The organism is Fictibacillus iocasae (assembly GCF_042665465.1).
Taxonomy (GTDB): domain Bacteria; phylum Bacillota; class Bacilli; order Bacillales; family Fictibacillaceae; genus Fictibacillus; species Fictibacillus iocasae.
Genome location: NZ_JBHTCP010000002.1, coordinates 203,074 through 221,327 on the forward strand (window position 1 = coordinate 203,074; position 18,254 = coordinate 221,327).

Here is an 18,254-nt window from a genome sequence, read left to right on the forward strand (position 1 = left end):
TTAAGTTTCCTTTCTAATAAGGATATGCCTCGATCCTCATTCCAGTATTACGGAATTTTACTTCCGACTTCACATGGATATCTGCCGCTGCAAACACGTCGTTCCAGTTGTTTTTCAGCTTTTTCCAGTCTTTGGGGTTTTGTCTGTGGAGGGTGTCCCCGAAACCGTAAACATCGGTTTTCTTTTGCTGAGCTTTTTTAATTCCTCCCCTTATTTCTTTCATCACCAGCTTTTCTGCGGAACGTTCAATTTTTTCAATGACAGTCCCCTTTTTGATATTAGGATTACACATCATCTCGTCAATTCGCCCTTTCATGCTTACCTTTATCGTGATTAATGGCCGCCTATTAGTATTTATGACTTTGATGTCAGCATGTGATCGAGTCATGACAGCGGAAATGTAATTACCATCTGTTGAGTTTAAACATGGGATGCTAAGGTTTGTCTCTTTTAGCTCATTCCTTACAATCTGAACGCTCCTGGCATCTTGCTTATCAAGCCAGCCAATCAGCTTGCCTTTTTTAAAGATGCCCATACCGTTCAAATACTGGTAATCATTCTTTAGGGTTTCATTGTTTTGAGCAGTTGCACCTGTTCCAGAACGTTTTTTTACTGTCACGCCATTCAATACTGGTTCTCTGCCTTTACTTGTGAGCGCTTCAATGACTTCATAAATATGCATGTTCGAGTTCTCTCCTAGCATTCCGGAAGTAGAGGCTAGCTTGTTTGCAATGGAAACAGCAGGCGTCTTGTCCATGGAAGGGATTGTGTTCATAACATCAAACACAGAGCTGTCGCGTGCGAGAACGACAGGAATGTTCACCCTCACTTTGGAATCTCTTTCAAGTGCGTCGAAGATAAAGTTTAGTCCTTGTTTTCGTGCCAAGTTCTCACCTATCACTAAGAGCGCAATTTGAGAATAGGTAATCTCACGTGAGAACTTCTTAGAAATGTTTCGTGCAGCTTCAGTAATCGTACGGCCTCGGCCCACAATGCTAATCACTGGGAGAGAAGAGCCTGATGCGCCCATTGTTGGAGACATCCCGGATGGATTGACTACCTGCAGGATAAGTTCATACTCTTGTTCAGCTTCAAGATAATCCACGCCAAACCCAATTGCGATTCCAAGATTAGTTAGTTCTTTGTAATCTGAGCAGCCTGTCAGTGAAAAGACAACCAAAAGGCTAATGATGGTTTTTTTCACTTTGCAGGTCCTCCTTCATTTTTGTTTGAGTTATTGGCGATTAAAGAGAAACGCAAGAATGCATCTTTTTGTTTCTTCCATTGGAATGGGCTCATTGGGGTGAAATAGGGAACCCCAAAAGAATGAAGCCCGCACATATGCAAAACGATTATTATGGTTGCCAGCATAATTCCGTATAAACCAAAATAAGATCCCGCCAGCAATAAAATAAACCGCAGCAGTCTCGCCGAAATCGCCATGTTGTAATGTGGCATAGCAAAGCTGGCGATAGCTGTTAGTGAAACAATAATTACGATGGCGGCTGAAACGAAGCCAGCTTGAACAGCAGCTTGTCCGAGAATTAACGCACCAACGATCGACAAGGCGCTTCCTACAGCCCGCGGCATTCGAATTCCAGCCTCTCGCAAAATTTCGAACGCTAACTCCATCAGCAGCGCTTCTACAATGACTGGAAACGGAACTCCTTCACGCTGTGACGCCAGACTGACAAGTAAAACGGTAGGAACGAGAGATTCATGATGAGAAATCAGCGCTACATACACAGCAGGAGCATAAAGCGCCATAATAAACGCTGCAAAACGCAGCAATCGTAGAAATGAGCCAATGTACGCATTCTGATAATAATCTTCAGGTGATTGAAAAAATTGCAGAAAAACCGAGGGTATGAGCAGCACATATGGCGTTCCTTGAATAAGGATGGCTACTTTACCGTCAAGCAAGTTTGCTGTAACAACATCCGGCCGTTCTGTATTCATCATTAATGGAAAGACCGTAGGGTTTTTATCCTTTATTAGTGCTTCGATATATGCGGACTCTAAAATACCATTAATGTGAATCTGATTCAGTTTTTCTTCCAGGTCGTGTAATACAGCTTGGTCGACCATGTTAGCTAAATACATATAAGCAAGGTTTGTCTGAGTGACGGACCCAATCTTTTTTGAACGGACTCTAAGCTGCGGCGTTTTCATTCTGTCACGCACAAGGGCTATATTTGTGTTTAGACTCTCGGTGAATCCGTCTTTAGGGCCTCTTATTACGGTTTGAGTCGTGGGCTCAGATATACTTCTTGTTTCGGGACCTCGGGTACCGGCGGACAATATCGTGCTGCAGTCATCCAGTATGATAAGAGTATTTCCTGACAAAAGTTCAGACAGAGCCACATTAAGTGTGTTTGCATGCGATAGGGAAGTGGTGGTTAACGCCTGCACGATGGTAGATAAATTGTTGCCGGACTGGCCAGCCTGAAGAGCTGTTAGAGGTGCGATGACTGATTCTGAAACACGCTGTTCATCTGCTAATCCTTCAATCTGCATGATGCAGACAGAGATCTTAGCATGATCTTCCGTTATAGATATATTTCTTATGACAATATCGGAACTATCACCTAGCGTATTAAAGATTAGGCTGGTTGATTCCTTTAAAGAAGCGGGAATGTCGATATGTTTCAGCTTATCCAGGTCGCTTATGCTTACGCTCAAAACTCATCCCCCTCTCATATATTGTTAGGTTTCCAAGCATGTCAGGGAATATTCACAGTAAGGCTTTCTCGTAAGGCAGCAATGCATTATGTAGCATTAAGATTAAGGAAAAGAAGGCACCCTATATGCATATGAAATCCGCATGTCACATACTAAAATATAGAGATTAAAAAACACCATTCATTTTGGATTATCAAGATTTCAACATCGGGTTCATTAAAATGAAATGAATGGATGTAGCTGTTTTCTGTTTACAAGCCAGTTGGCAAGGGAAGTGTTTGATAATCATTAAGTTTAGGAGTGGTGCCATGAAAACCTTGAACAAATTTTTGCTGTCAAAGGAAGATATGACGAATCCAGAAATGGTTCCGGAGTGGGTGATAGAGGAATATAAGACGTTCAACAGCGTCGTGACGAACCCAACGTTCCCCTGCTATTTCGGCATGAGCGCTGAAAACAAGGGAGAGCTTCGCTACGCGTATGTCACAAAAGAGGATTGGTCTAACCTGCCAAAGGCGATAGAGGAGTTTATCTTATTGTTTGATGCTCCTAAGCTGATTCGGCACGGTCTCTTCGTTTTCGTAGAACCGGAAACCGAAGAAAAAGGCATCCCCTACTACCGGGAGTACTTTTGGAACATGCTGCAGTACTTGCATACGGTGGATGAAAAGCCGTGGCCGCAGGATTACCCGACAGATCCGGATCATCACCTGTGGGCGTTTTCATTCGCTGGCGAGCCTTTTTTTGTATTCGGCAACACACCTGCATATAAGCAGCGCAAAACGCGCGACCTTGGAAACAGTCTGGTGCTTGGGTTTCAGCCGCGACGTATATTTGAAGGGCTTGAAGGAACGTCCAAGGGCGGTATCATGAGCCGGGAGAAAGTGCGCGAGCGAGTAGAGAAGTGGGATAATCTTCCGAAGCATCCTAACATCAGCCATTATGGCGATCCTGAGCATCGCGAATGGAAGCAATATTTTATCGGCGATGACATTGAACCCATTCAGGGAAAATGCCCGTTTCATCATAAATCAGAAGATTAAAGTGAAAAAACAGCCCGGGAAGAGGGCTGTTTTTCCTTATGCTGCCTATTGCTTGGCCATAAGCTTATACCCGATGGAGGAGAGTTCGGGCAAGTAATTCTTTTCTGTGACACAAATGGAATCATCTTCAATTCGGCAGACGACAACTTGATTTTGATCGCAATGGCAAAGAGCGCCGACAAACGATTCGAACTCTCTTCCTGCGATTTTTTTCTCGCCAATCAGCCACATTCGGTTCCAAGACAGATGAGCAGCCATGTTATCACATCACCTCCACAGTTTATATAAAGAGTCTTACCCGTTCTCTTTAAAATTAATGTTAAAGTTGTGTATCAGAAAATAGGTGTTACGACACATCCAGCATCTTAATGACTTTAGCCGGATTGCCCCCGACCACTGCATTGGCAGGTACATCCTTCACGACGACAGCTCCTGAGGCGATGATGGCGTTATCTCCAATGTTCACGCCAGGATTGATAACAGCACGTCCGCCGATCCAAACATTGTTTCCAACGGTGACTGGTTTGCCAAACTCTGGCCCGGCTGCCCGCTCAATGGGATTCGTGGGGTGTGAAGCCGTATAAATATGAACGCCTGGTGCCAACAGGACATTATCTCCGAAGGTAATCCTGCAAACATCCAGCATTACACAATCAAAGTTAGCGTAGAAATTCTGTCCAAGGTGAATGTTGTACCCATAATCACAGCGAAACGTCGGCTCGATATAAACGCTTCCAGCAACAGAGCCGAACAGCTCCGTTAAAAGTGACGTGCGTCTACTTTCCTCCGACTCAGCTGTTTCATTAAAAAGGCGGGTCAGCCTTCTCGCGTTTGCCCGTTCTTTTAGCAGCAGTTCGTCTGAAGCGAGGTACATTTCCCCATCCATCATTTTTTCTTTTTCTGTTTTCATCTTGCACCGCCTGCTCTTTTTGAAGAATTGTAACGCATAAACCAAATTATTTAAAGAATGAAGGTGAGGAATGTGGGAGAGAATGGTGATAATAACATGCCGCCGTACGTTAATTTATTGGGAATTAGGGAACAGTTCCATAAGAAAACGTTTGGAGGCCTGACCATGTCACTTTTGTTAAAACGAGGGAAAACAATGACAGTACACAACGAATACGATCCACTAAAAAGTGTGATTGTATGTCCGCCTTTATTCATGAAGATACATGAAGTGATCAACGAAACACAAAAGCACTTTATTGAAGAAAACATTAACCGAGATGTGGCCATTGCCCAGCATCAGCAGTTTGTACAGAAGATGGAAGAACACGGTGTAGAAGTCATCAGCCTGCCTGCCGTCCGAAACTTTCCTGAGCAGGTGTTTACGAGAGATATCGGATTCACACTCGGCAGCACGATTTTTATCTCTGAGATGGAGAGCGAGATCCGACGCGGAGAGGAACAGGTGTTTAAGAGCTGGCTTGAAAAGCAGCAGGTCAAGCTCTATGACTTAAAGGGTCAGCCGATCGAAGGTGGAGATGTCATCATTGATGGACGAACCATCTATGTTGGCATCAGCAACCGAACGACCAAGGAAGCGATTGATAACCTGCAGACCGTTCTGCCTGATTATGAGGTCATACCCGTTCCCTTTACTGAAAAATACCTTCATCTCGATTGCGTGTTCAACATTCTTTCCCCATCTGAAGCGCTCATTTTTCCTGGAGCATTAGAGCGAAAAGAATATAAGATGTTCACTTCTCGATTCGACTGTATCGAAGTAACGGAAGAAGAGCAGTTTACGCTCGGAACGAACGTTTTATCAATCGGTGATAAAAAGGTATTCAGCCTGCCAGTGAACAAAAATGTGAACAGTGAGCTAAGAAAGCGTGGGTACGAGGTTATCGAAGTAGATATTTCCGAAATCATTAAGTCAGGTGGATCATTCCGCTGCTGTACATTGCCAATCTTAAGAGACGAAGCGTAAAAAGAGCATGCCGTTTAAATTCAATTAAACGGCACGCTCTTTTTATTTTTAACAGCGTTTGGATAATGGTGGGGGTCCGGTACTCAAACGTTTAAACGCCTGAAGATATATCGATTAGCTGTTTTAAGTACCGGACCCCAGATACCCCAGATAATATATACCAGAAACCAGTAAAGAGAGAAGGCCGAAGCAAGCTGCTGCTAAAATAATGGGGTTAACGATTGGCCATCTGTTCTCAACAGGCGCTTCATATCCATTTCCTGCTCTTTGATAAGCCGTATATTGGCCGGTTTTGGTTTTAATGTTTAACAAAAACAGCAGCAGCACAGAAAAGGTGAGAACTCCGATTGTAAACAAGGCATCGATCCAAAAGTATTGATAGGTGTAGCTCAAAATAAAAACGAAAAATAATTCCACCATTATGGTAAGCCAAAATCTTGCATGTTTCACTACCGACAGCTCCTTTGTTAACATTCTCATTATTTTAGAGTAGATTTCGTGAAGGTTTTGAATATCTCCTTTAACTGCGTATTCTTTTTCCATTTTTTGCAGAGCATATTATTTAGGGTGACGGGAATACATACTAGAATGCCTGACAGCACCAAAGAATGGAGAGAATGCATGAAACCGATTATTGGCATTACAAGTTCAACACAGAAACACAATGGTCTAGACAGTGTAAGTGTTCATCAAAAATATGTGGATTCCGTTATAACAGCGGGAGGGATTCCGTTCGTTCTTCCGATTGGAAATCGAGAGACGGCCAAGAAGTCTGCTGAGTTTTGTGATGGTATCCTGTTAAGCGGAGGAGAAGATCTCAATCCCGTAAGCTATGATGAGACGCCTCATCCTGATGTTGGGAAGGTCAACAGCAAACGAGATGATTTTGAAATTGCGCTCGTAAAGTACACGAGAGAACAGAAGAAACCCATCTTTGCAATATGCCGCGGTATCGCGAGTCTGAATGTGGCACTTGGTGGAAAGCTGATCCAAGACGTTCATAGTCAGCTAGAAAAAAGCATCAAGCACTACCAAGAGGCTGCAAGAGGTGAGGTCACTCACCATGTCAAGGTAGAAAAGGAAAGCCTGCTTCACGAAATTACAGGCCAAGATGAGCTGCAAGTAAACAGCTTTCATCATCAAGCGGTAGGGCGACTGGCGGATGAGTTAAAGGTGTCAGCCAAAGCCCCTGATGGAGTCATTGAAGCGATAGAAGGTAAGAGCCGGAATCCGATGATGCTTGCGGTACAGTGGCATCCAGAAGAGATGGCTCATGAAAACGAAGACATGCACAAACTATTCAAAGCGTTTGTGCAAGAAGCCACAAAACCTTAAGCCATTTTAAGCGAATCTGAACACACCTTTTCCAAGGTGTGTTTTTTTTGTGCTATATTCTGGGGTCCGGTACACCAACTTATTGTAACTTAACGGAATAAAGAATTTTTGGATTGTGTACCGGACCCCTCTAACCTCTAAAATTCCAAAAAGTTGTTAAATTAGTCACATCCGTTTGGACTTTGTTTGCGTTAGTATAAGTAATGAACATAGGAAACGGAGTGATAGCGTTGACGTATCGGCAAATTAAGTGGCTTATCCTGCTGCTGCCGGCATTTTCGGTAGGTCTTTGGGAATATGTAAGACATACGGTTCTTGAACCGTATTTGTCCATGACGATTGGAAACTATGTTTCTGGGGCTCTCGTTTTTATAGTGACACTTTACTTTTTGAACAAGCTTTTTAGCTTGCTGGAGAAAACACAAAGTGAGCTTCAAAGAGAGCGAGAGGAAAAAGCTGTACTGGAAGAGAGAGAGAAAGTTGCTAAAGAATTGCATGACGGCATCGCACAGTCATTATTCTTCTTATCTGTAAAATTGAACAAACTTGGCAATAAACATAACTTATTGGAAGAGGAAATGTTTTCTAACCTGAAGCAGACTCTGCAGCATGTACACGAAGATACACGACAAGCGATTCAAAGCTTAAGGCAGCCAGAGGAATGCGCCCCTAAATTATGGACAGAAAACATGGATGTATTCCTTAACGAGCTTGAGCGCGACCATCAGGTGACGATCCATCGTGAATGGAACTTGACCGAACACGATCTCGGTCCAAAAGATAAAATAGAGCTGTTCGCCTGTGTGAAAGAAGCATTGGTAAATGTGATTAAACATGCTGAAACAAACGAGGCATGGGTCAACGCATCACGGAATGATAAAGGATGGATCTGCTCGGTTTCGGACAATGGAAAAGGATTATGCGGCAATGAACACAATGGCGGCTATGGCTTGAAGATTGTGAAAGACCGTGCAGCCTCCATGGGGTGGTCGTTTGAACTATTCAAGAAGCCAACAGGTACAAAGCTTGTGATACAAAAAGGAGGAATTTTCTAATGCAGCCCATTCGACTAATTATAGCGGATGACCATGCTCTTGCTCGGGCGGGGGTGATGGAGCTGCTTGAAGATTGCCCTGATTTTACGGTGATCGGCGAAGCATGCAATGGAAAAGAAGCTGTGAATTTAACAAAACAGCTGCATCCTGACCTCATCTTAATGGATATATCAATGCCTGAAATGAACGGTTTTGAAGCAACCAAAACGATTAAAGAGCGCTTTCCGGGTGTAAAGGTTGTCATGATGACTGTTTCTGATGACGTAATGGATTGGTTTGAGGCATTAAAGCGCGGTGCGCAAGGGTATTTGCTGAAAAATCTTCATACAGAAGACTGGGTAAACGGCCTGCGGGCTTTTGCTGTGGATGAAATTCCGATGTCTAAAGAAATGGCATTTCGCATTCTACAGGAGTTTAAATGGAAGGACACACAAGAAACGCCTCTTTCTTCTAGGGAGCAAGAGGTGCTGCAGCTTGTCGCGAAAGGTCTGTCTAACAAGGATATTTCCAAAACTCTGTTTATTTCAGAGCATACGGTGAAAAGCCATCTCAAAAACATTCTCAGCAAGCTGCAGCTTGCTAATCGCGTGCAGCTTACAAGCTATGCGTACAGCAAGGGATTAGTTTAACGGTAAGGGAGTTTTCCGGATCTTATAATAAAAATTGGTTGATTATGTAAAAAAGTTGAATCCGTAAGTCTTCTTTTCTCGTATACTAAAGAAAAGGAGGGATGGCAATGGAGCAAATTTTCATTTTTTTCACCTTTTTTATCGCTATCATTTTTGCAGCAGCTTTAAAGTCTTCTTATAAAGGAAACGGTAATGTGAAAAGACATTCAGCGAGGAACAGTCCTTTCTTTTTTTCAAACGATCAAACAGATTATGATCATTCGTATAATCATCATGATTGCCATAATGGCGGAGGATTTTTTGATGGCGGCAGTAGCGGTGGAGGCGACTGCGCCGGTGGTGGAAATTAACAGGTAACAAAAAACGGCAGAATGACTCACTGCTGTTTTTTTGTTCCAAAATCACTCTGCAGGGTGATGCGCAGCACAGGAAATACGATTAAACTTTCCTTATACAAACGTTAGAGGAGAGTTAACGATGGAAGCTGCTCGTAACCTGGATATGACGAAGGATGAAAAAGAATCCAAACATTCCGCAGGCCTTTATCAAACATTTTGGCGGTGGCATTTTTATGCGGGAATTCTTTTCGCTCCGTTTTTGATCGTGCTCTCAATAAGCGGTGCGCTTTATTTGTATCAAAGTGAAATAGAAACAATGCTGTATAAAGACGAGCTCATCGTTCAAAAGCAAGGAGAAGCCTTGCCGCTGTCACAGCAAGTCGAAGCAGTAACCGCAGCGTATCCTAAGGCTGAAATGAGCTCCATTCGGGTACCCAAAGAAAAGGATGTGGCGACTCAAATCAAAGTAAGTGAAAATGATGTTGTGACTCGAGTATATGTAAACCCGTACAACGCAAAAATTACCGGAATGATACTTGATGAAAATCATTTCACAAACGTAGCCGCTCGGCTGCATAGCGAATGGATTATAGGGGGCACATTCATCAACCGGTTTGTCGAGCTGGCCGCATGCTGGACGGTTATCCTGCTCGCGACAGGTCTATACATCTGGTGGCCAAGAAATAGAAAATCCATTTGGGGAACGATTCTTCCGCGATTCAGACACAGCGGCCGCACATTCTGGCGCGATATGCATGCGGTTCCTGCTTTTTGGCTTTCCTTGTTAATCATGATTCTTATCATAACAGGCCTTCCGTGGTCAGGTGTGATGGGAGAAGGCATTAACCGCATTGCAACGTCTACGAATACAGGCTATCCTGTGTATGCGTTCATGCCTCCAGAATCGGATACACCAACGAAGGAAGTGGCCCAGGATGTTCCTTGGGCGGCTGAAAATGTTCCAATTCCTGCTTCTGAAAGCGGTACGAATTCGTTGAATGTTGATCAAATCACAGCGCTCGCTGCAAAAGAAAAAGTGGAGAAGCCTTACACCTTATCATTGCCTGAGGGAGATAATGGTGTGTATACCGTTGCCTCTTCAAGAGACAAGCCTGAAAACGAGGCGACCGTCTATTTTGACCAATATAACGGAAAAGTGGTAGAGGATGTCAGGTTCAGCGACTATGGCTGGATGGCAAAAGCCATCTCAATCGGAATTGCTCTGCATGAGGGAAGATACTTCGGACTTGCCAATCAGCTTCTTGGAACAGTAGCAGCTCTCGGTTTAGTCGGCATCGTCATCAGCTCCCTTATCATGTGGCGCAAACGAAAGCCAAAGAATAAACTCGGTGCGCCGGCGAGAAACGGGAAAGTGAAGCCATTTCTTGTTGTTGTGATTGTGATAACCGGACTGATCATGCCGCTGGCAGGAATATCGTTTGTGCTGGTTTACGTGCTGGACCGTTTTGTCCTTCGGAAAATCAAACCTCTTAAAGCGTGGTTATATTAGAGCGAAAAGCCGTTCCTTTGAAAAGGGTGCGGCTTTATTTCTTGACACACATAGAGTTTAAGGAAATAAAGTGCGGGAATGTATGTGAGTTCACTCGAAATTAGAAGAGCAATTATATGGAACAAGGTTTATCCTGCTTTCGGTGGAGGAAGAAAGCGCTGAGATCCTTCCAGATTCCGACCATTCAGGAGCTGGCGGACAATCATCGCCAGACGAAGAAGATCAGCGGCCAAAACGTAATTGGGGTCCGGTACGTTTTGTAAAGAGGCTTTCATACAAACAGTTGGAAAGCGCCGGACCCCTGCATGTGTTATTGCCAACTCACTTAAATATAAAAAACGGCGCACATTGGAGCCGTTTTTACTTGCGCTTTAAAAAAGTGTCAAAAGATAACGAACAAAGTATAAGGTCCACTAGATCTGACGAAAAGGCTTGGGATCAGCCGAGTTTTCTTTACACTTTAAGAAAGTATAACTTTATAACAAAGGAGAAATTCGACGCAGTCAAAAAGTGTAGGAAAAAAGTATAAGGTCAACTAAGACTGACTATAAGGCATGAAGTCAGCCGAGTTTTCTTTATATGTTAAATGCTGCAGGGAAGTCTGCAATTGCTTGATGGATTGAAAAGGACGCTCGATTTGCAGCATTTTCCGCAATATATGCTTCAACTCTTCAGAAATATTCAGCTCTTCTTCCCAGCTGCGTTCCTTTTTTTCAGCAGGTTTGTACTGAGAGTAGAGTAAAAAGAGGGAAAAGTGCCCGAGATGATACAAATCGGCTGTGGGTGAAACAGCCCGCATCACCTGTTTTTCTGGATACCGCCAGTCAGGTTCTTCCGGCGGGTCATCATGATAGCAGGCAAGTCCAAAGTCAATCACACGGAGAACACCGTTTACATCAAGAATATTTGGGATGCGCAGATCGCGATGATAGATGCCCTGTTCGTGAAGAGATGCGACTATGCTGCACAGCTCAAGAAGAACAGCGATTGTTTCTTTTTCCGAAAACGTTCGGCGGTCTTCAAAAATCAAGTCCTCGAATGTTCGGCCATTCACAAATTCCATGATAAGAAAATGATAGCCGTCTTGCTCAATCACCTCATACAATCTGGGAAAACTGACGCCGCTGGCAAGCTGCATCAGCTCCGCCTCACGATGAAAAGACCGGAGTCCAGCTGTGGTTTTCGCCTTAGTCGGGCGAAGCTGTTTCACCGCACAGACTTTTCCGGTCCATTTATGATGTGCAGCATAAGTCATTCCATAGCTCCCCATGCCAAGAACATGCGAAATCCTATACCCGCCGACCATATATCCTTTTTTTAGCGGGCGGTCAAAGATTGCGCGCAGCACGCGTTCCTTTATTGAAGCCACGGAAAATTAGCTCGAAAAGAAGCTGCTGCGGCTTTTCTTTTTGTAATGTTTGTGGCCAAAGCTCTTGCCGTGCCGGTAGTCGCTGGAGCTGTATTTTTTATAATGAGACTTGCGATGTTTATAATCGCTCGAGCTGTACTTTTTGTGGCTAGAGCTTAGCAGCATTTTTAAAATTTTCTTCAGCATTGTCACGTCACTCCTTTTTAATCATTCAGCAGGATAATGAAACCCTGAGCCGTCTTAGTCAGGCTTGGCGGCCCTCATCTTTCATTTCTACCTTTTCAGCTTCAGGGAAAAATTTTGTACTTATTGTGTAAAAAAGACGACGGCTTACACAAACTATACGGACGAGTGAGTAAAAAGTTTCTTAATTTGATGAGAAAGGATGATTTTTTTGAAATATATGTTCCTGTGTATCGGCATTGAGATTTTAATGGGGGGCGCTGCCATTTTGCTGACCTTCTTGTTTTCGGACATGTGATCTATTCTTCTCTAATTCGGCTTTCTGAAATACGTCTCCATTGAAGGCGGGCGTCTGCTTTTAACAATTCGTCGTCACTTTTCTTTAAATCGTCAATCGTACAACGAACGATACAGCCTCCATGGAAATCCATAAATTGAATCGTAACTTCTCCTGACAGTTTAGAGCGTCCGCGATACATAAAATGATAGCGTTTAGGCTTCGGTATCATCTCTGCAGCTCCTCTTCCAGCTTTTCAATGATCTGTATTACAACCTTCAGTTCCACTTCACTCTGTTTCAGCCATTCCAATAAATCGTTCATTTCGTCACACCTTTCTATGATGTGCTTTCTATATCAATGATATACGAACACTTGTTCCTTTTTCAATATAAATTCACTTAAGAATTCAGAGAAAATATGGTAAATTTATTCGAGGAGGGGAGAGCATGTATAATCCAAAGTCATTTAGAGAAGAAGATAAGACAAAATTGTTCTCGTTTGTAAAAGAAAACAGCTTCGGTATCTTGTTCTCTACAGAAGAAGGCCGGGCGGAAAGGCGTGCACGGCTTTTAAATTCAGATAAACGACATACAAGGAACAGTTAAGATGAACCAGCACCACCCAAAAGAGAGAAGAAGAAAAACCGCTGAAGGATTATTAAATGAGGAAATGGATGAAGCAAAAAAAGTAGGACGTATGATGAAAAGCAGCTTGATGAGGAGATCAATCAATGACCGAGTACAATAACACTTGTTTAGGATGTTCGCTTGCCAATGAACAACTGCCTGTTTATACCGTTTATGAAACAGAGCTAGTGACCTGCATCTTAGATCATGATCCATTTCAGGAAGGGCATGTTCTTATCCTTCCGAAAGTACATGTTAAAGAAGCGGTGCATCTGGAATTAACGACCGCAACGGCGATAATGGAAACAGCGGTTTTACTTTCTAAGGCTATTAATAATACTTTTAAGCCAGATGGCATTACCATTTGTCAAAATGGCGGGACCTTCAATGAACTCGATCATGTGCATGTGCATGTTGTGCCGCGTTATCAGCATCAGTCGTTTGCGGATTTTTATTCTGATGCTCCTTCAGATAACGAGCATTTGAAGAAAAAATTAGCCGAGACACACGTAATCTTACAAAATGCCATTCGTGAAGTATTACGATGAGAAACGCCCTGATCATGATGATCGGGGCGTTTCCTGCTTCTTATGTCCGGTATCGAGCCGTAAGCTGCTGCAGTGCCTTTGACAGCTGTCCGAGTGTCTCTCCGACCTCAATAGCCTTTTCAATTTCATTTATCTGCTTGACTGATGATGCGGCAACTTGATTGAATCCAGCAACCGTCTCTTGGTTAATAGTGACAAGCTGGGCTGAAATCTGTTCGAATTCCGGCAAAGTGTCATCAATGGATTGTAGCTGCTGCTGTAGCGATACTATTTGTTTTTTTAGCATTTCAGTGGACGATGTAATTTGGGACATCGACCGTGCTGTTTCATGAACGGCTGTACCTTGACGGCTGTTTTGCTCTCTCAGTTCATGGGACTGGCTGGAAGCCAATCGTGCCTGCTGTTCCATCTCTTGTAACGATTCAGTGATGGAAGCCGCAGCTTCAGCCGATCTGAATGATAATTTGCCTACCTCGTCTGCGACGACAGCGAATCCTTTTCCGGCATCTCCGGCACGTGCCGCTTCAATTTGTGCGTTTAATGCCAGCAGCTTAGTCTGTTCGGATAGTTCTTTCATAAGCGTAATCATTTGAGCAGAGTGAGAGGTATGCTGTCTTAACGTTTCAATAGACAAAGCAAGTGATTCAAACACCTCATACTGGCTTTTGTATTCCTGTTCGAGATTTTGGGAAACATTTTTTCCATAAACGGAAGAACGCTGAACGCCGTCGAGGTCTGCGACAGCGGCATGTATTTGTGAAAACACCGTTTCAAGACGAGTATGTATCGTTGCGGATATGGCGCTGTTTTCCTCTGAGCTGGCGGCAGCTTGTCCGATAAACTCATGAACCGAGGATATTGCATGATTCACATCATCTTTGTTTTGCACAGCTTTTTCATAGGAATTCTTGAGCTCGATACCGTTTGATTGAAGTGACTCCGACACAGCCTGCAGCTCGCGGTTCACATTTTGTGTAGACTGAACCATCTCTTCAAAGCGGCTGATCAGGTGGCGGATTTCCGGGTAGCTCGTCTTGCCGTCGAAACGTACGGTTAAATCTCCGTTTTTAACCTTCTCCATGCTTCCACTTAACCTTGAAAGCGGAACAGTAATCGAGCGGACGATGAAACGGACAATGACCGAGGCGATCAAAAGGGCAGCTGCTGCGAATGAGAGTACCCATGTCCGTATGTCGTTTACGGCTCCTAAATAACTCTCTTTTTCAACACTGATCACATAGATGGCACCAAGTTCTTGCACTTCTTTATACACATAAATAAAATCCGCTGTTTTCGTTTCGCCGTTTTTCAACCGGCTGATCATTCTCGCCGCTTCTTTATCGAGAGGCAGCCTGCTCGTTATTCCTTCTGCACGACCATTTTTAATCAAGTGCATCTGAGCGGAGTATCCTTGCTGAATGAGCGCGGTGTGCTGTGATTTGATCGATTTTTCTGCTCGTTCTTCAAATCGCTTCTGATCGTTGGCAAAAGAGAACTTCAGATTGGTTACCATTTCGTTCATGCTCTGAACTTCGCGCTCCAGCCGGCTTTCCATCAGCTGTGAAGCGGCAGAAAACGCCTTGAAATAACTGACCGCTCCAATTGAGGCCATTGAAAACACGAGAACACTAATAAACATAAATAAGAGCTTTGCTTGTAGTGAGCGTACTTTACGCTCCTTTTTTTTATTGTTCATATTGACACCCCCACAGTAAATTATGACTATATTTGAAGGCTGGAGGTGTAAAGTTTTTGTAAATATAGTACAAATTTACCGGTTTGCTGTTTCCTTGGAGTAAGTGATGAAGCTGCCAGGACGGCTTCCCATCTTTTCATAAAAGCTTTGAGCGCGGTGGTTATCTGCTGCCGTTTCCCAAAGCATCGCTGCATAGCCGTGTGTTCTTGTGTATGCCTCACACGCGGAAAAGAGAGCGGTGGCAGCCTCTGTTCCTCGAGCCTGTTCAGCAACAAACAAATCATTCATGATCGTCACTTTATCGGCGCGCGTTGTGCTGAACGAAAAGTATAACGTGGCAAAGCCGACCAGCGATCCATCTTGTTCTGCGACAAACTGTATTCCTTTCTCGGTCAGCAGCAGTTCGCTGATCAGAGTGTCTAGCTTTGAATCAGACGGTCTGGGTGACTCATAAAAGTCGACAATATACGATAACATCAACTGCTTTAGAGCAGAAATATCCTGCGAACCGGCTGTACGTACTTCAAGTGGCATAGAGAATTCCTCCTAATAGGTCAGTAAAAAAGATTTCGCTTGAAATAAGGAAAATCCTTTTGACAAACTATGGTTAATTACATATGATGAAAGTAATAAAAACGGAGGGATGGTGTGTTTGTGAGCGTTTTGGTTCTTAACTAACATAATTGGATATCGGTATACAAAAGCGATAGTACCCGTGCGCAGTGGGTGTATTTGCTATGCTTTTGATGCCGCCATTAGTTAAGAACAACGGTCTCATAATACGCCATCACACACGATCTGATGACGAAGCCGTGCTCTTAAAAAGAGCCGGCTTTTTTTTCAGGGAGAAGTGTATGCAAAGGCGGAGATGACTTGTTCATCTCCGCCTTTTTTTACTTTAAGGGAGTATAACTTTTTAACAGTGAAGGAATTCAGCGCAGTTAAATAGTTAACAAACAAAGAAAGGTCCCCTAAGGCTGACGAAAAGACTAGGCGTCAACCAAGTTTTCTTTATGTTCTTTATTAATGGCGGCTATCTCACTTTAAAATGGAGGAATCACCGTGAATACGAATGCTTTTAAAACGCTGGAATTTAATAAAATCATTGAAAAACTGAGTACATTCGCGATGAATGATTTAACTAGAAAACGATTTATCGAGCTTCGTCCCGCAACAGAAGAAGCGGTCGTGCGAACATGGCTGAACGAGACAGCAGAAGCCGCTGCGATACTTGAAAGAAGTTCAAGTGTTCCAATCGCCAACCTGAACGGAATCGAAAACGTCCTGTGTGTTCCGGATAAAGGATTGAACCTGACTCCAGAACAGCTGTGGCTGATATACGGCCTACTCGAGAACGCGGTGCGGTTTCAGCGATTCATGCGAGACAAAGAATACATCGCGCCGACCGTTTCCACATATGCGTACTCCATGTATGATCTGTCAGAGCTTAAAAATGAGATCGAACGGTGCATCCGCAACAACCGGGTAGATGACCATGCGAGCAAGGGTCTTGCAAAAGCACGAAAACGGGCTGCAGCGATGGAAGATAAGATCAAGTCAAAACTAGAAAGTCTTGTAAAGTCCTCATCTTACCGTGACATGCTTCAAGACAAAATTGTGTCTGTAAGAGACGGGCGCTATGTGATACCGGTCAAAAGCGAGTATAAACGAAATGTTGACGGTACCATTCTAGACAGCTCATCGAGCGGGGCGACGGTTTATATGGAACCGCAGGAAATTAAAAAGCTGCAGCATGAACTGAACATGCTTCGTGCGGAAGAGGACATTGAAATCTCCAAAATTCTCGGCCAGTTGACAGACATGGTCGTCGGATACGAACGCGAGATTTCGGTCACGATGGAGGCCATGGTCACGTACGATTTTATCTTCGCAAAAGCCAAGTACGGCCGCGCGATCGATGGAGTGATGGCAGCCGTCAATACAGATAACCGCATCATCATCCACGAAGGACGCCATCCGCTGCTCGGCAGCAAGTGTGTGCCGCTAAACTTTTCTTTAGGAGAAGAATACGGTGCACTCGTCATAACCGGACCGAACACAGGCGGAAAGACGGTCGCCATCAAAACGGTGGGTCTGCTAACGATGATGGTGCAGTGCGGTCTGCTCGTGCCGGTTGGTGAAGGAAGCGAGTTCTCTATTTATCACAATGTGCTAGTGGATATCGGTGACAACCAAAGCATCGAGCAGTCGCTCAGTACGTTCTCGGCGCACATGACGAACATTATTTCCATTTTAAAAGAAGCAGGTCCGCGCGATCTCGTCATTCTCGATGAATTGGGTGCAGGAACAGATCCGGTAGAAGGGATGGCACTAGCCGTTTCGATCATGGAGAAAGTGTACAGCAAAGGCTCTTCGCTGCTGGCAACCACTCATTACAGCGAGATTAAAGAGTTTGCACATCAGACAAAAGGGTTCGAGAACGGTTCGATGGCGTTTGATTTGGAAACATTAAAGCCACTGTACCGATTATCGATTGGAAAAGCGGGGGCGAGCCAGGCGTTCGCGATCGCTTTGAAACTTGGCATGGATATTGAATTAATTGAGCGGGCTCGTTCTGTCGCAGGTCGAAGTGGCGAACGGACATCTGTTGACTTAAGCGTTCCTGAAGAAATTCAGCATATCAGGGAGCAGGCGATCTTAAAGCAGCGAAAGATTGTGAAGAAAGAAAGTGTGTTCAGTGCGGACGAAGATAAAAAGGTATTCCAAATTGGAGACCGAGTGCATGTTTCAAGCATGAATGCAGCAGGCATCATCTATGCAGAAGAGAATGACCGCGGCGAATACGGCGTGCACGTGAACGAACAAAAAGTATGGGTGCCAAAAAAACGATTGTCACTCAGCATCAAAGCAGAAGCCCTTTATCCCGAGCAGTACGACATGGATATCGTGTTTGAAACAAAAGAAAATCGAAAAAAAGATAAACTTATGAAAAAAAGACATGTTGATGGTATATCAATCGAGAGAGAAGGGCTGTAAAATAGGAAAGAAGCTGCCGTATTAGTT

21 protein-coding genes are annotated in these 18,254 nt (G+C 43.9%); 11 read left to right on the forward strand and 10 right to left on the reverse strand.

Translation table 11 applies throughout. The annotated features are described in order from the left end of the window. Positions 1 to 13 precede the first annotated feature (13 nt). The gene (locus ACFQPF_RS00920; protein ID WP_379745118.1) at positions 14 to 1,204 is read right to left on the reverse strand and encodes a Ger(x)C family spore germination protein; all 1,191 of its coding nucleotides are present in this window, start codon (positions 1,202 to 1,204) and stop codon (positions 14 to 16) included. Further along, a complete protein-coding gene (locus ACFQPF_RS00925; protein ID WP_379745121.1) occupies positions 1,201 to 2,682 on the reverse strand; it encodes a spore germination protein in 1,482 nt (493 codons plus the stop codon). Before ACFQPF_RS00925 ends, ACFQPF_RS00920 begins: the two co-directional genes overlap by 4 nt. Positions 2,683 to 2,990: 308 nt before the next feature. Between ACFQPF_RS00925 and ACFQPF_RS00930 the strand changes: the two genes are divergently transcribed. Beyond that, the gene (locus ACFQPF_RS00930; RefSeq protein ID WP_379745124.1) at positions 2,991 to 3,725 is read left to right on the forward strand and encodes a YqcI/YcgG family protein; all 735 of its coding nucleotides are present in this window, start codon (positions 2,991 to 2,993) and stop codon (positions 3,723 to 3,725) included. Between the two features lie 45 nt (positions 3,726 to 3,770). On the opposite strand, the gene ACFQPF_RS00935 is transcribed toward ACFQPF_RS00930, so the two are convergent. Both ACFQPF_RS00935 and ACFQPF_RS00940 read right to left on the reverse strand, forming a co-directional pair. Beyond that, positions 3,771 to 3,983, reverse strand: coding sequence for a hypothetical protein (locus ACFQPF_RS00935; protein ID WP_379745127.1), 213 nt, complete (start codon positions 3,981 to 3,983; stop codon positions 3,771 to 3,773). A gap of 88 nt (positions 3,984 to 4,071) precedes the next feature. After that, positions 4,072 to 4,635, reverse strand: a complete 564-nt coding sequence (locus ACFQPF_RS00940; protein ID WP_379745130.1) for a maltose acetyltransferase domain-containing protein — start codon at positions 4,633 to 4,635, stop codon at positions 4,072 to 4,074. Positions 4,636 to 4,800: 165 nt separating this feature from the next. On the opposite strand from ACFQPF_RS00940, the gene ACFQPF_RS00945 reads away from it, so the two are divergent. Beyond that, positions 4,801 to 5,661: a dimethylarginine dimethylaminohydrolase family protein gene (locus ACFQPF_RS00945; protein WP_379745133.1), complete on the forward strand. Its 861-nt coding sequence runs from the start codon at positions 4,801 to 4,803 to the stop codon at positions 5,659 to 5,661. Between the two features lie 123 nt (positions 5,662 to 5,784). Here the strand turns inward: ACFQPF_RS00945 and ACFQPF_RS00950 are convergent, their stop codons facing one another. Beyond that, complete coding sequence (locus ACFQPF_RS00950) at positions 5,785 to 6,111, reverse strand: hypothetical protein (RefSeq protein WP_379745136.1); 327 nt, start codon at positions 6,109 to 6,111, stop codon at positions 5,785 to 5,787. A 171-nt stretch (positions 6,112 to 6,282) separates the two neighbouring features. Here ACFQPF_RS00950 and ACFQPF_RS00955 point away from each other — a divergent pair, with 171 nt between their 5' ends. From ACFQPF_RS00955 to ACFQPF_RS00975, 5 genes are all read left to right on the forward strand, one after another. Beyond that, on the forward strand, positions 6,283 to 6,996 hold the full coding sequence (locus ACFQPF_RS00955; RefSeq protein WP_379745139.1) for a gamma-glutamyl-gamma-aminobutyrate hydrolase family protein: 714 nt from the start codon (positions 6,283 to 6,285) through the stop codon (positions 6,994 to 6,996). A 230-nt stretch (positions 6,997 to 7,226) separates the two neighbouring features. Beyond that, positions 7,227 to 8,051: a sensor histidine kinase gene (locus ACFQPF_RS00960; protein ID WP_379745142.1), complete on the forward strand. Its 825-nt coding sequence runs from the start codon at positions 7,227 to 7,229 to the stop codon at positions 8,049 to 8,051. Next, a complete protein-coding gene (locus ACFQPF_RS00965) occupies positions 8,051 to 8,680 on the forward strand; it encodes a response regulator (RefSeq protein WP_379745145.1) in 630 nt (209 codons plus the stop codon). The genes ACFQPF_RS00960 and ACFQPF_RS00965 overlap by 1 nt, the downstream gene beginning before the upstream one ends. 107 nt (positions 8,681 to 8,787) lie before the next feature. Beyond that, positions 8,788 to 9,030, forward strand: coding sequence for a hypothetical protein (locus tag ACFQPF_RS00970; protein WP_379745148.1), 243 nt, complete (start codon positions 8,788 to 8,790; stop codon positions 9,028 to 9,030). Between the two features lie 127 nt (positions 9,031 to 9,157). Further along, the gene (locus ACFQPF_RS00975) at positions 9,158 to 10,528 is read left to right on the forward strand and encodes a PepSY-associated TM helix domain-containing protein (protein ID WP_379745151.1); all 1,371 of its coding nucleotides are present in this window, start codon (positions 9,158 to 9,160) and stop codon (positions 10,526 to 10,528) included. A 535-nt stretch (positions 10,529 to 11,063) separates the two neighbouring features. Here the strand turns inward: ACFQPF_RS00975 and ACFQPF_RS00980 are convergent. From ACFQPF_RS00980 to ACFQPF_RS00990, 3 genes are all read right to left on the reverse strand, one after another. After that, positions 11,064 to 11,897 (reverse strand): serine/threonine protein kinase, encoded by an 834-nt coding sequence (locus ACFQPF_RS00980; RefSeq protein ID WP_379745154.1) that lies wholly within the window; start codon positions 11,895 to 11,897, stop codon positions 11,064 to 11,066. Positions 11,898 to 11,903: 6 nt separating this feature from the next. Then, positions 11,904 to 12,083 carry a hypothetical protein gene (locus ACFQPF_RS00985; protein WP_379745157.1) on the reverse strand — a complete coding sequence of 60 codons (180 nt, stop codon included), beginning with the start codon at positions 12,081 to 12,083 and terminating at the stop codon, positions 11,904 to 11,906. Between the two features lie 296 nt (positions 12,084 to 12,379). Then, complete coding sequence (locus ACFQPF_RS00990; protein ID WP_379745160.1) at positions 12,380 to 12,589, reverse strand: hypothetical protein; 210 nt, start codon at positions 12,587 to 12,589, stop codon at positions 12,380 to 12,382. 217 nt (positions 12,590 to 12,806) lie between these two features. Here ACFQPF_RS00990 and ACFQPF_RS00995 point away from each other — a divergent pair, with 217 nt between their 5' ends. Genes ACFQPF_RS00995 through ACFQPF_RS01005 form a run of 3 tightly spaced genes read left to right on the forward strand, consistent with a single transcriptional unit; the run spans position 12,807 to position 13,534 of the window. Beyond that, positions 12,807 to 12,965 carry an FMN-binding negative transcriptional regulator gene (locus tag ACFQPF_RS00995; RefSeq protein ID WP_379745163.1) on the forward strand — a complete coding sequence of 53 codons (159 nt, stop codon included), beginning with the start codon at positions 12,807 to 12,809 and terminating at the stop codon, positions 12,963 to 12,965. Position 12,966: 1 nt separating this feature from the next. Further along, a complete protein-coding gene (locus ACFQPF_RS01000) occupies positions 12,967 to 13,107 on the forward strand; it encodes a hypothetical protein (protein WP_379745166.1) in 141 nt (46 codons plus the stop codon). Next, positions 13,091 to 13,534, forward strand: coding sequence for an HIT family protein (locus ACFQPF_RS01005; RefSeq protein WP_379745169.1), 444 nt, complete (start codon positions 13,091 to 13,093; stop codon positions 13,532 to 13,534). The genes ACFQPF_RS01000 and ACFQPF_RS01005 overlap by 17 nt, the downstream gene beginning before the upstream one ends. Before the next feature lie 40 nt (positions 13,535 to 13,574). Here ACFQPF_RS01005 and ACFQPF_RS01010 read toward each other — a convergent pair whose 3' ends face one another. Together ACFQPF_RS01010 and ACFQPF_RS01015 are read right to left on the reverse strand one after the other, a co-directional pair. Then, positions 13,575 to 15,230, reverse strand: coding sequence for a methyl-accepting chemotaxis protein (locus tag ACFQPF_RS01010; protein WP_379745172.1), 1,656 nt, complete (start codon positions 15,228 to 15,230; stop codon positions 13,575 to 13,577). Between the two features lie 75 nt (positions 15,231 to 15,305). Next, on the reverse strand, positions 15,306 to 15,764 hold the full coding sequence (locus ACFQPF_RS01015; RefSeq protein ID WP_379745175.1) for a GNAT family N-acetyltransferase: 459 nt from the start codon (positions 15,762 to 15,764) through the stop codon (positions 15,306 to 15,308). A gap of 528 nt (positions 15,765 to 16,292) precedes the next feature. On the opposite strand from ACFQPF_RS01015, the gene ACFQPF_RS01020 reads away from it, so the two are divergent. Continuing rightward, positions 16,293 to 18,227, forward strand: a complete 1,935-nt coding sequence (locus tag ACFQPF_RS01020) for an endonuclease MutS2 (protein ID WP_379745178.1) — start codon at positions 16,293 to 16,295, stop codon at positions 18,225 to 18,227. Positions 18,228 to 18,254 lie beyond the last annotated feature (27 nt).